Origin of the sequence: Microbulbifer elongatus (genome assembly GCF_020524885.1) — a bacterium.
Lineage (GTDB): Bacteria > Pseudomonadota > Gammaproteobacteria > Pseudomonadales > Cellvibrionaceae > Microbulbifer > Microbulbifer elongatus_A.
In genome coordinates this window covers 1,352,628-1,367,794 of sequence record NZ_JAIVKJ010000001.1, presented here as the reverse complement: position 1 = coordinate 1,367,794, position 15,167 = coordinate 1,352,628, and the positions used below count along the sequence as shown (strand labels likewise).

At 54.1% G+C, this 15,167-nt stretch carries 11 protein-coding genes; 7 read left to right on the top strand and 4 right to left on the bottom strand.

What is annotated here, in order from left to right; translation table 11 throughout:
• Positions 1-40: 40 nt before the first annotated feature.
• The 6 genes from LC059_RS05785 to LC059_RS05760 all read left to right on the top strand — a co-directional run bounded on the left by LC059_RS05785 (position 41) and on the right by LC059_RS05760 (position 6,007).
• Complete coding sequence (locus tag LC059_RS05785) at positions 41-1,414, top strand: BCD family MFS transporter (protein WP_226702861.1); 1,374 nt, start codon at positions 41-43, stop codon at positions 1,412-1,414.
• 33 nt (positions 1,415-1,447) lie between these two features.
• Positions 1,448-2,857, top strand: a complete 1,410-nt coding sequence (locus LC059_RS05780) for a BCD family MFS transporter (RefSeq protein ID WP_226702860.1) — start codon at positions 1,448-1,450, stop codon at positions 2,855-2,857.
• Positions 2,858-2,894: 37 nt separating this feature from the next.
• The gene (locus LC059_RS05775) at positions 2,895-3,134 is read left to right on the top strand and encodes a Trm112 family protein (RefSeq protein ID WP_226702859.1); all 240 of its coding nucleotides are present in this window, start codon (positions 2,895-2,897) and stop codon (positions 3,132-3,134) included.
• A 135-nt stretch (positions 3,135-3,269) separates the two neighbouring features.
• Positions 3,270-4,382 (top strand): cobalamin-independent methionine synthase II family protein, encoded by a 1,113-nt coding sequence (locus LC059_RS05770; protein ID WP_226702858.1) that lies wholly within the window; start codon positions 3,270-3,272, stop codon positions 4,380-4,382.
• A 12-nt stretch (positions 4,383-4,394) separates the two neighbouring features.
• Complete coding sequence (locus tag LC059_RS05765; RefSeq protein WP_226702857.1) at positions 4,395-5,009, top strand: hypothetical protein; 615 nt, start codon at positions 4,395-4,397, stop codon at positions 5,007-5,009.
• The gene (locus tag LC059_RS05760; protein ID WP_226702856.1) at positions 5,006-6,007 is read left to right on the top strand and encodes an adenosine kinase; all 1,002 of its coding nucleotides are present in this window, start codon (positions 5,006-5,008) and stop codon (positions 6,005-6,007) included. Before LC059_RS05765 ends, LC059_RS05760 begins: the two co-directional genes overlap by 4 nt.
• Before the next feature lie 339 nt (positions 6,008-6,346).
• On the opposite strand, the gene LC059_RS05755 is transcribed toward LC059_RS05760, so the two are convergent.
• The 3 genes from LC059_RS05755 to metK form a co-directional block, all read right to left on the bottom strand.
• The gene (locus LC059_RS05755; protein ID WP_226702855.1) at positions 6,347-8,989 is read right to left on the bottom strand and encodes a TonB-dependent receptor; all 2,643 of its coding nucleotides are present in this window, start codon (positions 8,987-8,989) and stop codon (positions 6,347-6,349) included.
• A 422-nt stretch (positions 8,990-9,411) separates the two neighbouring features.
• Positions 9,412-10,794, bottom strand: coding sequence for an adenosylhomocysteinase (gene ahcY / locus LC059_RS05750; protein WP_226702854.1), 1,383 nt, complete (start codon positions 10,792-10,794; stop codon positions 9,412-9,414).
• A 113-nt stretch (positions 10,795-10,907) separates the two neighbouring features.
• Positions 10,908-12,125, bottom strand: coding sequence for a methionine adenosyltransferase (metK, locus tag LC059_RS05745; protein WP_226702853.1), 1,218 nt, complete (start codon positions 12,123-12,125; stop codon positions 10,908-10,910).
• Positions 12,126-12,354: 229 nt separating this feature from the next.
• Between metK and LC059_RS05740 the strand changes: the two genes are divergently transcribed.
• Positions 12,355-13,824, top strand: coding sequence for a sodium/proline symporter (locus LC059_RS05740; protein WP_226702852.1), 1,470 nt, complete (start codon positions 12,355-12,357; stop codon positions 13,822-13,824).
• A gap of 143 nt (positions 13,825-13,967) precedes the next feature.
• Here the strand turns inward: LC059_RS05740 and LC059_RS05735 are convergent, their stop codons facing one another.
• On the bottom strand, positions 13,968-15,143 hold the full coding sequence (locus tag LC059_RS05735; RefSeq protein WP_226702851.1) for an aromatic ring-hydroxylating oxygenase subunit alpha: 1,176 nt from the start codon (positions 15,141-15,143) through the stop codon (positions 13,968-13,970).
• Between the last annotated feature and the right edge of the window lie 24 nt (positions 15,144-15,167).

The following is a 15,167-nucleotide window of genomic DNA, read 5'->3' as shown; positions in this document are numbered from 1 at the left end:
ACGAAAATTCTAATAACAATAGTTTATCCAAGGGCATTCTATGGACAGGTTCCTGCTGATCTTGCGGGCCTTTCAGCTGACGTTACCTCGCGCAGCTGCTGGTTGGCTCTTTGCCATTCTGACGAGTAATTTCAACCGTATTTCCATCTACGAACTCGGCATCACCGCTGTGGTCATCACGAGTTTGCTGGGGCTTTACCACTTCCTCTCCCCCTTCGGAGTCGTGCTTGGCCGCCTGGCGGACCGTGTTCCGATTTTCGGCATGCACCGAACGCCTTATATTCTCATCGGAATGATGCTCTCCGCAGTGGCGGTCGCTGCACTGCCTTACATCGTGGTGCCCATGTCGCAAAATCCCCACGAGCTGTTTGGGCTAGCCGTTCCATACATCACTTACATTACTGCCTTCCTGGTGCTTGTTTTGTTTGGTATTGGCTTTGCCATGGCCGGTGCCAATCATCTTGCGCTGGTTGCAGAGGTCATACCCGAGCGCAGTCGCGGTCTGGTAACGGCGCTGATCTGGACCATGCTGATTATCGGCATGATCGTGTCCCTTCAATTTATTCGCGGCTATATGCCAACGTACGACGAACAGACCATGCGCTCCCTGTACCTGCTATCGGTTCCAGTCGTAGGCGTCATCACATTACTGGGCGTGATCGGGGTCGAAAAGCGTCGCAAACCCGGCGAAGTCAACGTGGGCGGGGGAAAGCTGAAAGCAGAGGAGCATTCCAGCCTAAAGGATTTCACTATCGACGTAGTGCGTAACCGTACCGTAAGAAATTTCTTCTGCTTCATCTTTCTCTTTATGTTCGGCTACAGCCTTCAGGACAACATCCTCGAGGTCTTCGGTGCAGATGTACTCGGGATGACCGTTGGTGAAACCGGTCGCTTCCAGCAAATATGGGGCAGCGGGGCCATCGTCGGCATGTTTTTGATGGGCGCACTGGTATTCCGCGGTGGTATTCGCAAGATCAGCGCGATTACGTTCGGCATTACTGGTATCGGACTATCCATGTTCGCCCTCGCCTGTGGCGCCTATCTGGCACAAGAGACCATCGTTAACTACTCACTGGTTGCGATGGGCTTCTTCAATGGCTTCGCCCTGGTCGGCACTCTGACCACCATGATGGAGTTCACCACGGACAACGAGCGCGGCGCCTATATCGGTCTCTGGGGGTTCGCAATTGCCTTTGCCAGTGGCCTCGCGTCCATGGCAGGAGGCCAAATGGTTACCTCACTGATTGAAAGTGGCCGATTCGCTGCCTCCGATGGTTTCGCCATCATCTTTACCGTCGAGGGCTTCGTCAGTCTGTACAGCCTCTACTTCCTGTGGCAGATCAATGCAGAGAACTTCCACAAGCGCATCAGTAAAGATGGTCTTAGCAACGCCATGGCCGCAGACCTCGGCTAGGCCAATGTCAATTTATTCAAAAGGTGAATTGAAATGAAAGTGAGTGAAGGTCAGGCAAAATTGCAGTTTACCCTGCAGAAAATCGCCATCGCCTGGAGCTTTTGCATGGTGGTGACGAGCTTCAACCGCATCGCCATCATTGAAATGGGTCTACCGGCGGCAATCATTTCATTACTGATCGGGGTTTACACCCTATTCGGCCCTATCCAGCCGATCATCGGGCGCATGTGTGAGCGCTGGCCGATTTTTGGCTACCGCCGCACGCCCTACATGTTGCTTGGCACACTGCTCGGCAGCTTCGCTTTCCCGTTGATGCCCGGTGTGCTGGTGGATATGCAGGCCGGCAGCAGTATCGCCTACGTGTATTGTCTGCTGCTGTTCTGCGCTTTCGGTATCTGCATTGCCATGCAAGCAAATGTCTTCCTGGACCTGCTGAACGATGTCACCACCAAAGAGAGCCGCTCCCGTGTCGTCACCCTCACCTGGACAGTGCAGGCTCTGGCCATGGCTGGCTGGGCCTGGGTATTTGGCCTTCTCATGCCGGTGTACAGCCTGGAGGCCATGCAGGATCTCTACAACCTGACGCCACTGGTGATGATAAGCATTACCGTACTTGGATTGATAAAACTGGAAACGCCTCTCACCAAGGAGCAGCTTCAGGAAATCAAAATCAATCCATCGAAGCCGGTAAAGTTGCTGGAGCCAATGAAAGAGTCAATGGCGGTACTCGCCTACAACCGCCAGGCACTGCTGTTTTTTGTATTCATCATCTTTTCGCTGCTGGCTGTATTTCTACAGGATATGCTGCAGGAACTCTGGGCAAACGACCTCTTTGGCCTGGCCGCAGGTGAATCAACGATTTACCAGCGTTTTTATAACGGCATACAGACTCTCGGTATGGCGGCCTGCGGTATCTTTGTCGGTGTCACTGCGAAAAAGCGTATCCAGGCAAAGAAAGCAGCGGGGTTTTCCGTAGAAAATGAGAAAACCCTGCCAATGGACTTTGGCAAGCGACTGCTGGCAATCGGTGCCACTCTTTCCATTGTCGGATTCGCGCTACTCGCCTGGGCTGCCTGGCTGCAAAACCTGACCCTCTTCAATGTTTTCTACTGCTTCAGCGCTTTTGCCCTGGGCCTGCTGGTATTCCCTTCTATCAGTTTTATGGCCGACATGACGGTCGAAGGCCAGGAAAGCCGCTATCTGGGCCTTTGGAGCCTGGGCCAGGTCATCGGCCTGTTCCTCTCCTTCACCGTTAGCGGCGGCCTCTATTCCCTGCTGGTAGAGAGCGAAGTATTGACAGCCAACATCGCCTTCGCACTCATATTTGTGTTGCAGGCACTGATGGTTGTTTTCAGCTTCCTGGTGGTGCGCAACGTTACCATCGAAGGTCTTCAGGCCGGTGCAGATGGCGAGCCAGATACCGGAATACCTGCACAGGCATAACCTATTTCAAGGCAATACCCATAACGGGAGAGATATCATGAATACACAAAAATACATCGAAATTCTGCGCTGCCCCCACTGCACCCGTGAGGAAAAAGGTGTGCTAACAGAAATCAAGCACGACTGGCTGGGTTGCAGTGATTGCGGACGCCAGTACCCGATCGTGGCCGGCATCCCGGTGATGCTGCCCGAGGAAGGAGATAAGTGGCATGGTATTGCCGTCGCTGATCTACCAACAATCAGTGAGCATGATCGCTTCGTTAGCGCAGCAAGCTAAACGCAATTTATTGTGGCGGCACATCGCCGCCCATATTTGCGCGCGCCCGGGAGCATATGCACCCGGAGCCCGACAATACACTCTCAAACATAAAAAGGACCGCAGGACGGGCCGCATAAACTGGGGTATTCAATCATGTGGAAGACCGATCTATTTCCAACGCAGTTGGTAGGCAGTTACGTAAAGCCACGGTGGCTGGCCGATCACGACAAGGTATATCAGAAAGAAGGAACCTGGTGGAATGTGGAGCCGGAACTGCTTCCCGCAGCCATTGACGACGCTGCGCGACTGGCAATTTATGACCAGAACCTGGCCGGGATGACATTCGCTACCGACGGTGAAGTGCGCCGACAGACCTTTAGCGGCCACTTCTATAATCTGCAGGGAATTGATCAGGAAAATCCGGCGGAGTTTACCAATTTCCACAACGACATCACCGAATACCTGAAAATGAAGCAGAAGGCCACCAATGTCGGTGCCGATCTGCAGAAAGACAGTGCCCCCAAGCAGGTGCACAAGGTGCTATTCCCCGCGGTGCGGGAGAAAATTCAGTGGCCGGGCCCGATGGTGGTCAGCGACATTCCTTTCCTGAAACGCTTCGCTGCCAAGCGCAGCAAAATCACAGTGATCGGACCGGTAACCCTGTCATACCGATTGGTGGACATGGGCGTTTACCCGGACCAGGCCTCGCTCTGCTTCGCTATTGCCGACGCCCTTAACCAGGAACTGAAAGCGCTAGCGGCGGCAGGTGTTGATCTGATCCAGATCGACGAGCCCGAAGTGCACTTCCGCTACAGTCAGTGCCAGGACTTTGCCGTAGAGGCCATTAATCGCATGGTCCGTGGCGTTGACTGTTTGACATCTGTGCACGTGTGCTACGGCTATTCCAAGAACATTGCCCTGAAAGAACCGAGCCCGATTTACCCCAAGGCAGTCTCCCTGATCGCGGAATCGGACATCGACGCCATTCATACCGAATACGCGCAGCCGGGTCATACCCCAGACTTCTTGCAGTCGGTGGGCAATAAGCTGGTAGCCATTGGTGTCCTCAACCTGGATCCTCAGGGGCAGGTAGAAGAGATCGAGGCCATTCGCAAGCTGGTGATCGATGCGATGGAAGTGATACCCAAAGAGCGCATCAGCCTGGCACCCGATTGCGGTATGTGGTTCCTGGAGCGAGATTTTGCTTTCCGTAAAATCAATTCCATGTGCTTGGCTGCACAATCCTTGAGAAACCAATTTGGCTAAGCGAGGGAATTCGTGCAACCGACCAATACACTTCAAAGCCGGGTCCGATGGTTGCAGTTGCGCCTTAACCCGGCCGCACCTCTGAGCCCGGGTCAAATCCGGGTTCATTTTTATCGCGACCGGGTAGATAACGGGATACTGGACACACTGAACACTTGTTTCCAACAGCAGTCCCCTCTGCCCGAGCACACACCGGAAAGCTACACCGCATTTATTTTGTGCAAGCCCTCCGCGACGATTGACGCACTGGAGGTACACGCACTCGAATGTCTCGACGATAACGGCGAGCCCAATGGCGAGCTGTGGCTAAAGTTAAAGTCCGGCGCGGGACTGGCAACGCTATTTGGGGTGCCTGATGGTGAATCGATACTGCCGCTCACCGCACTGCAGCAAAGCCTCCTCAAAGGCGTGGCGTTACCGCCCATGGTCGCCCTCCCCCAGCAGGATGGCCCATCCTGGCTATGTACACCTTTGCGTGCCGACGACGAAATTTGGCAGTTACCCGTTCTGGAAACGCCATTGGATGTCCCCGCACGATTTGCCGGCCACTGTTATATGAAACTTGTTACCCAAGATCACCCCGCGTGCCCCAAAAGCATCAGAATGAAAGATGAGGCAAGCCAATGAGCAAATATCATGTTTATGGACTGGGCGCGGCCCTGGTGGATACGGAGATTGAAGTGTCCGACCGGGATCTGCTGACGCTGAATGTCGAAAAGGGCCTGATGACGTTGGCTGATAGCGAACGTCAGCAACAGCTGCTCGCGCAACTTGATGGCCACCTGGTCGCCGCCAAGCGCGCCAGCGGCGGATCGGCCGCGAATACGGTGATTGCTGCCAGTTACTTCGGGGCGAATGCCTTTTACAGCTGTAAGGTGGCTGCCGATGAAAATGGCGATTTCTACCTCAACGACCTGGAGAATGCCGGCGTTGATTACCATCGTGCGCTGTTGCGGGAAGCCGGTGATACCGGTAAATGCCTGGTGATGGTGACACCGGACGCCGAACGCACCATGGTGACCTACCTCGGTATCAGTGAAACGCTTTCCACCCAGGAGCTGCACCCGGAAGCCATTGCCGCTGCCGAATACCTCTACCTTGAAGGCTACCTGGTCACCTCGGAGACCGGACGTGCCGCCGCCATTGAAGCTGCGCGCATTGCCCGGGAGGCCGGAACACGGGTGGCGATCAGCCTGTCTGACCCGGGTATGGTTCAGTTTTTCCGCGACGGGTTACTGGACATGATTGGTGAGCGAGTGGACCTGTTGTTTTGTAACCGGGATGAGGCCATCGGCTTCACCGGCGCAACAACGACCGAAGAAGCGGCCGAACGCCTCAAGCAGCATGCGGACGCCTTTGCCATTACTCTCGGCGCCGAGGGGGCACTGGTATTCGATGGTGTTAACGCACAAAGAGTGCCATCTGCACCTGTTACCGCCGTGGATAGCAATGGAGCCGGCGACATGTTTGCTGGGGCGTTCCTTTACGCCATCACCCAGGGCCATGATTTCGTATACGCCGCGCGACTTGCCAATCGCGCAGCTGGCAAAGTTGTCTCCCAGTTTGGGCCGCGCCTCCAGCCTGAGCAGCATCAGGAAGTCTTGCAGGAACCGGTTCCCGCTTGATCACTATACTGAACCCGCGGTATTGCTGAGCAGTCCAGCAATACCGCCATCAGCTCCTCCTCTCACCGCTACTCTCAATACCCCTCCCCTACCCCTCCAGGCTTCTAACCGGTTGGCAGGCTTTTGATCGCCGTCAATTTTCCACACTCCCACTTTGCCGCTTAAAGGCATTAGCTGTCTTTACCACTGCAAGCCAATTCATTTGCTATTAAATGCTTAGCCCGACTAACGGTGGCAAATGGAGGAAAAAGCTGCGGAGTTACAAGGCGAGAAAAACAGACAGGTATAAAAATGCCCGCCGAAGCGGGCAAAGTCACACACTACGTTTTGCGAGAACGCTTAGAATCGATAGCCAACACTCAGGCTGCTCATGCGGCCCATACGATTGATGATTGCTGGAGCCTGTTCCTGGGTCCAGATATACGGACGGTAGGCACTGGAGGGAGTATCGTCGTCAAGCAGGTTCTTGACACTCAACTTGCCGTACCAGTTGTCGCCGTCGATACCGGCAATCAGGTTCACATCCCAATGATCTTCGATCCACAGGGTGTTCACGGTGTTGATATAGCGCTTGTCCTTCCACACGGAACTCAGATCGGTGTAAAACTCAGCGCCATTACCCAGATCGCGCTTGTAGCGGAAACCGGCATTGAAGGTATTGCGATAGTTGTTGACCATTTCCTTACCGGAAAGGTCACCGTCAGATACCTGTGCCCCGTTACTTGGAACCAGGCAGCCTGTCTCACTGGTAAAGGGGTTCGTCAAAACATCAACGCAGTAGTCATAACTGGTCGAATTCAGTCCCATAGCCTCGTAATCCACAAAGCCATAGCTAAAGGTCTGAATGCCCTTCACCACTTCAGCGTCGTTGAAGGTATATGCGGAGTGGAAACTCCAGTTATCGCTAATCTGGAAAGCCGTCTCGACTTCCACACCGCGGATTTCTACCTCACCCAGATTGGTCACGATGGCCGCGGGAATGGTGGCGCCATTGCTGAACTGCGAGAAGGAACGGATCTGCTGATCATCCCAGTTCACCTGGTAAGCGGCGATGTTCATGTAACCGCGACCGTCCAATACTGTGCGCTTGGCACCGATCTCGTAGGTCACGTTTGTTTCCGGGTCGTAAGTAATCTCCGATTCCAGCGGTGTACCACCATTAATACCGCCAGACTTGGAACCTTCCGCAATATTCAGGTAGAAGGTCGTGTATTCATCGTAAATATAGGTCGCAATCAGACGGGGCGAGATCCAGTCCCAGCTACCTTCCTGCTGGCCTTGAGCACCGGTAAAGTGCAGTACGTTGTCTGCAACCTTTTCTTCCTTGGTATAGCGCGCCTCAACCCCAACATTCAACTTGTCGGTAAAGTCGTAAGCCAGTGCAGCAAACGCCGATTGCGTCTCAGTACTGTGGTTAGTCTGGGTGATTTTCTGCGGATCACCGTTCTCATCGACCGCTAGAATCGAATAAGCAATTGTAGTGCTGTTAATCTCATCGCCGAACGGACTGCCGCTGGCAGGCAACGCGCTGGAGCTTAGCCACTGATCCAGGTCTGTTTCCGAATATAGCAGACCCGCACTCCACTGCAGCGGACCAGAGTCATTGGACTGAATACGGAATTCCTGACTAATCGCCTCCCGGTTATCGTTAGGCTGACCACCGTAGTTATATGCGTTCACTCCAAGTAGATACGCCGAGGTACCGCCCAGGTTAAGCGTCGCAATGTAATTGGGCATCTCGTCGGTCGCAGTGACGGGAGAAAAGCCGTTCTGAATTGGAAGCACCGGCGCAAACACCATGGTTGCACCAAAATAGGCATTCTCATAACCCTGCAAAGAGCGAGTCTCTGTATCAGTTGCGGCGGTAATGGAAGTGAGGGTCACATTACCCACATCCCAGTTGACACGCATGCTGTACAGGTCAGATTTATTGGTCACACCGAAGGCATTGCCGGCAAACCCATCCGGATCAGCCGCCTTGGCCTCACCATAGTAAGCGGTAGGTTCACCGGTCAGTGCGGCGATACCAGCGGGTGTGAGTTCATTGGTAAAGGTGTTGTACTCACCGGGAGGACCAAACGGACCAAACGGACCAGACACACCATCCTGGCCAACCGGCCACAAAAATGGTGGACGGGTGGGATCGGAAATTTCGCCAAAGGGTATCTCGGCGTTTTTCTCGATCTCATAGCCCGCATTGTGATGCTCTTGCATATCCACATGCGCAGCGGTGAAGTCGAATTCGAGGTTATCGGTGGGGTTGAACAGTAGTCGCAGGCGCTGGCTTTCGTTGTCGATCGCGCCCAGGTACTCGCCCTTGTGCTTGAACGTGGAGCCGGATTCTGAATTGACGACATCCAGGCTAAAGGCCAGCTTGTCGCCCAGCGGGGAGGCAACTCGGGCATTGACGCCAGACTGCCCCTCAGCACCACCAGTAAACTCCACCCTGCCTTCAAACTCACCACCCGGCTTGGCGGTGATGTAGTTCATGGCTCCGGAGAAAGCGTTGCGGCCATAAATGGCCGATTGTGGGCCGCGTACCACCTCGATACGTTCCAGCCCCATCATGGGCAGAAAAGTGGAGGCCCGGCCGGAAACGTAAACCCCATCGACAAACATGGCCACGTTGGTATCGTCACCAATCAGACCCGGCTGGCTCATGCCGCGAATGCTGATTGCGCCGGTGGCAATGGTGCCTGAAGAGTCGTAGACCAGACCGGGGGAGCTGCGCACTACATCCCGCAAGTCCTGCATACCGGAGCGCTCAATCTCCTTTGCAGAGAACGCATTGATCGCCACCGGGATCTCCTGGAGGCTTTCGGTACGGTTACGTGCGGTAACTGTCACTTCCTCGAGAACCGGCTGTCCCCGCTGTGCCACTTCGTCCTGCTTGACCGCCTCATCCGGGGCCGCCATGGCCGTTGATGTAAGGCTTCCCGCCATAACCGCGATGTAGAGCGGCTGCCGCTTGAATTTGGACATTGGTCCTCCAAGGCTCAGTTATGATTTTTTATTAACGCCTGAGTGGTCTGCAACAACTGTAAGGGCAAATGCATGGACTGGAATGATCCAAAGTCCCTCTGCCGACGTAACCCGTATTGGCTTTTTAAACACCTTGGACACAGTAGCAAGGGGTAAATGTTCTATCAATATAACTTTTGCCGGTAAAAGGTGGGGAAATTGAGAAATATCAATTCTGCGATTTGTCGCTGAGATCTGATTTCGCGGGCAGTGATTTCACGCCCAAGAAACTGGCAATAAATGGACAAATTTTAACCTAACGGCACCAAAAACGGACACTTTGGCCCACCTGGTCACATCAAACAATTCTCCTCGCCCCCAAAAAATAAACCCCCGCTGCGACGCACGCAACGGGGGGCTTGAGCCAACAGCCTGTTATTCTGTCAATATTTGTAACTCTCGGGTTTGTAGGGGCCTTCGACAGCGACATGGATATATTCCGCCTGACGATCCGTCAGGCGAGTAACCACCCCACCGAAGCCCTCCACCATGTCTTTTGCCACCTCTTCGTCCAGCTTCTTGGGCAACACCTTGACGTACAGGGCAGAAGTTTTTTCTTCGGCGGCCAAGTCGGCAAACTTGCCCTCCCACAGGTAAATTTGGGCCAGGACTTGGTTAGCAAAGGACCCATCCATGATGCGCGAAGGGTGGCCAGTGGCATTACCGAGATTGACCAGGCGGCCTTCGGAGAGCAGGATCAGGTGGTCATTCTCGTTACGATCACGGTAGACCTTGTGCACCTGGGGTTTGACCTCCTCCCACTCGTAATGCTCACGCATAAACGCTGTGTCGATTTCATTATCGAAGTGCCCGATGTTGCACACTACCGCACCGCTTTTCAGGCTCTGCAGCATGGCCGCGTCGCAGACGTTGATGTTGCCGGTCGTGGTGACGAGCAGATCGGTCGTCCCCAGTAACAGGGTATCGATATCGGCAATCTCGCCCGTGTTTATCCCGCCCTTGTAGGCTGACACCACCTCGAATCCGTCCATGCACGCCTGCATCGCGCAAATGGGGTCGATCTCGGTCACTTTTACGATCATACCTTCCTGGCGCAGCGACGCGGCTGAGCCTTTGCCCACGTCTCCATAACCGATAACCAGGGCCTTTTTGCCGGCCAGCAGGTGGTCTGTGCCGCGCTTGATGGCATCGCTCAGGGAGTGCCGGCAACCGTACTTGTTGTCATTCTTGGACTTTGTGACCGCATCATTCACGTTGATCGCCGGAACCTTCAGCTCGCCTTTTTCCAGCATTTCCAACAGGCGGTGTACCCCTGTCGTGGTCTCCTCACTGATGCCATGGATACGATCCAGTAGCTCCGGGTATTTCTCATGGCAGAGCTGTGTCAGGTCGCCCCCGTCATCGAGAATCATGTTGGCGTCCCAGACAGTGTTGCCATCTTTTTCCGCCAGCACCGTCTGTTCAATACACCACCAGAACTCATCTTCCGTCTCGCCCTTCCAGGCAAACACGGGAATTCCCACAGCGGCAATGGCAGCCGCCGCATGGTCCTGTGTCGAAAATATATTGCAGGAGGACCAGCGCACTTCCGCACCGAGCTCCACCAGTGTTTCAATCAACACCGCGGTCTGTATCGTCATGTGGATACACCCCATGATCTTTGCACCAGCCAGCGGCTGTGACTGCTTGTACTTGCGACGCAGCGCCATCAGTGCAGGCATTTCACCTTCTGCAATAGCAATTTCCTTGCGACCCCATTCAGAAAGGGAAATGTCTGCAACTTTGTAGTCTGTAAAATTCGTCATATCAGTTTCCAGTTGGGCACGGACGAACACTGCGAAAAATCCGTTCGCCAGGCCTGTCAAAATTTATTTTTGGTGGGGAAATGCGCCGACATCGTCGGCGCCGGGGACGTCTGTCAGTCGGCAACAGCACGCTGCAGTGCATCGACCTTATCGGTTTTTTCCCAACTGAACGCGGTGAACGTCGTGGATTTCTCCTCACCGCCCTCTTTCCACTTGTAGGTGTGCTCAAACGGTTCTCGTCCAAAGTGTCCGTAGGATGCCGTTAGCTGGTACATCGGGTGTTTCAGGTCCAGTACGCGTGTAATCGCGTAGGGTCGCAGGTCAAACACCTCACGGATCGCCTGAATCAAAGACTGGTCAGAGACCTTGCCCGTACCGAAGGTATTTACCGATACCGAGGTCGGCTCGGCAACACCAATTGCGTAGGAAACCTGGACTTCACAGCGATCCGCCAGACCCGCTGCGACCACATTCTTGGCAACATAACGCCCGGCATAGGCAGCGGAACGGTCTACCTTGGAGGGGTCCTTACCAGAAAACGCACCGCCACCATGTCGGGCCATGCCACCATAGGTATCTACAATAATTTTGCGACCGGTTACGCCGGCATCACCCACCGGACCTCCGATCACAAAATTGCCGGTCGGATTGATGTGGTACTGGGTATCCTCATGCAGCAATTCGCTGGGCAGGACTTCAAGAATGATGTTTTCCATTACCGCTGCCTTGAGGTCTTCTTGAGAGATGTCCGGCGCGTGCTGTGTGGATAGCACCACTGCATCGATCGCTTCCGGCTTGCCGTCTTCACCATAGCGGAAGGTTACCTGGCTTTTCGCATCGGGACGCAGCCACGGCAGAATGTTCTTCTGTCTCAAGTAGGATTGCCGCTCAACCAGTCGGTGCGCGTAATACACAGGTGCCGGCATCAGGGTAGGTGTTTCATTGGTGGCGTATCCGAACATCAGCCCCTGGTCACCCGCACCCTGGTCTTCCGGCTTCGCACGGTCAACGCCCTGATTGATATCCACTGACTGCTTGCCGATAGCATTGATCACCGCACAGGTGGAACCGTCGTAGCCTACATCGGAACTGTCATAACCTATGCCGGTAATCACGTCCCGAACCACATCTTCAAGATCTACGTAACAACTGGTAGTAACCTCACCCACCAGCATGGCAAGCCCGGTTTTCACCACAGATTCGACCGCGACGCGGGCATCGGGATCGCGTGCAATGATTGCGTCCAGCACGGCATCAGAAATTTGGTCGGCCATTTTGTCCGGATGACCTTCGGACACGGATTCCGACGTAAAAACAGAATATTCAGACATAGGTGCTTCTACCCTTTTATTTGCTTTTGTGCGAGCGCCAAAAGTGTCTACCAGCGACGCCTTACACCCAGTCTACCCAGACAAACCTATATCAAAATATTTTGATATACAGATTTTTGATAAATCGCAATTTCATCTCACATCCCAACCATTTGTGCATGTACTCAGATGGAGAACCTGAGATATTCACTGCACCTCATGCAAAAAAAAGCAGAAACAAAGGCAAACCATGGACATTACAGTCGCGATTTACACACTGGTAATCTATAAGGTCGTCCTGCTGTTAATTGGCTTGTGGTCACAGCAACGCACGCAAACGACGAGCGATTATTTCCTCGGAGGACGCAATCTTGGCCCTGTGGTAGCAGCCATCAGCTATGGCGCCAGCAGCGCCTCCGCATGGACATTGCTGGGAATGAGCGGAGCGGCATTTGTACTGGGAATGTCTGCAATATGGATAGTGGCTGGCGCCGTTGCGGGATGTGTCTTCGCCTGGCTGTGGATCGCTCCGAGACTGATGCGCTACACACGCGCACGCGGCCAGATCACACTGACCGGTTTTCTCGCTGACGATCCGCAAGTGGACCAACCAACTTCCCACCAGGGAATCCGCCTGCTCGCCTCACTGGTTATTCTGCTGTCCTTCGTGTTTTATATCGCTGCGCAATTTCAAGGTGCTGCCACGACCTTTTCCTCTGCATTTGATACTCCACTGGCCGAGAGCCTGATTCTCGGAGCAGCCATCATCACCATCTATACCTTTATGGGTGGTTTCTGGGCAGCAAGCATCACAGACACCTTACAGGGGGGATTGATGCTCATTGCCGCATTACTCCTGCCCACCGTCGCGTTCATGAGTATCGGCAGCTGGCAAGATATCCTTGAGTCCGAGCTTTTCAGCCAGCAGGCGCTATCCCTCAGCGGACAAAACACGGGGCTGGCCGCGCTCGGGTTTGTGGTCGGTAACCTGGCTATTGGTATTGGCGCGCTTGGGCAACCGCACCTCCTCAATCGCTATATGGCACTTAGGGATGAACGCGCCCTCAAGCAGGCGCAGGTTCTGTCAATAGGATGGTTCTCCATTGTGTTTTTCAGCATGTTTACCCTTGGTCTGCTCGGTAAAATCCTGATTCCAGATCTGCAGGACCCGGAAACGCTGTTTTTTCAGCTCTCAACTCAGCTCTTCCCACCTGTGGTCGCAGCCGTGCTTCTGGCGGCAGTGTTGTCCGCCATTATGTCGACAGCCGACAGTATGCTCCTCGTGGTTGCCTCCACAATTTCACATGACCTCAGGCTGCAGCGCCTGATACCACAACGGGAACTCTTGCTGTCGCGTCTTTCGATGCTGATGGTGGCCGTGTTTGCGGTGCTCATTGCGCTCTACCTGCCGGCAACGATCTTCGAGCGAGTACTCTTTGCCTGGGTGGCAATCGGCTCCGCATTTGGACCGACGATACTGGTCCGGCTGGCAGGTGTGCAGTTATCACCTGCGGCGGTACTGCGCTCGATAGCGACCGGCTTTTTCCTGGCGGTACTCTTGTCGCTGCTGCCCAACACTGCCGGAGACTGGGCAGAGCGCCTGATCCCATTTACTGCAGCCACATTGATACTAGTGCTTCCCACCCTGTTCCCCTCCCTGTTTTCTTCCCCCGGTTTCGCCGCTGGTTCACACGCCAAGCGGAAACCGGTGCCGCGGTAACAACAGTAGGCGTCGACACCGGAAGCACGCATAAAAAGAACAGGCACCAATCAAAAAAGTACTAAACAAAAAAGCCGCGCATTAGCGCGGCTTTTTTGATTGTGAAAGGAGAGAACCAATCCTTACTGATCCCCTTTTCCTTTTCAGACGGGCTCGGTCGATGCAGGATCATCTTCCCGGGCAACCACACTGCGGCGGGTTGGCGCGATCAACGGCACCGTATCCAGGGCCCACTTAAAGTGCGGGTTCAAACGACGCGCGGGTGATGGGATGGTAAATACCTTTTCACCCTCGAACGGTTTCATGGCCTTGGTATCAATCTTCCAGCCTTTTTCCTCGATATGTTTGCGGCGAATCATCCGCCAGGCACTCATAAACTTGTCCTGTTCAACGGACACTTCATGCTCGAGGGATTCCGGCAGGTAATTGGGCGACAGTTCTGACACGATGTCACCATCTTCTCCAAACACTTTCTTGGTGCGCTTCTTCGCACCGTTATCGAAAATCGACCACTTGAAGAAGTTGCGAACCTGCACCGCAAATGAGCGCGTGGTATTTTCATCGATGGGAGTATTCGCATCGAAGATCACCATTTCCATCCAGGAGTTCACCTTGATGTGCAAGCGCACGCAATGTCCTGGCAGGTAAAACGCCGGACTCACATAGGTGGCAGCCTTGTCTTCACGGAACAGCTTCATGAGGCCGAAATTGCCTTCCAATTGTGGTGGGTAAAGCACGTTATCCGATGAACCCCAGTACTCACCTCGATCCACTTTAAGGATCTCATTCTTGTCCGCCATTTCCTGATAACCAAAACCGGGATGGACAAACGAGGTATGCGCAATATCGATTCCGTTTTCCACCACACGATCTACCGACCCGGTCCAGTTGTATTCAACTTCCACCGCTCGCCAGTTGTCCTTGTCATCGTATTCAGGAAACTCTGGAATCGGGTAGCGCTCTTCCTCTGGCAGATCCCCCAGGAACACCCAGATCATCCCGTAGCGCTCCTCGGTGGGATAAGCGTCAATACGCGCGCGTTCAGGTATCGGGGCCCCCTCACCGCGAGAGGGAATAAACTGCACCTTCCCTTCCGCATCGAATTCCCAGCCGTGATAAGGGCATGCCACACAGTCCCGCTTGGTGGTCCAACCTTTGGAGAGTGAACCGCCACGGTGTATACACACATCGCTCAGGCAATTCACTTTACCGTTCTTGTCACGAAACAGGACAAAGTTCTGCCCCAGCAGTTTCACCCGTACAGGCTTGTCTTTTACGGCTTTTGACCACTCTGCCACATACCAAAGGTTAGTCAGCATGTTTACCACCTCAGTGTGTTATTG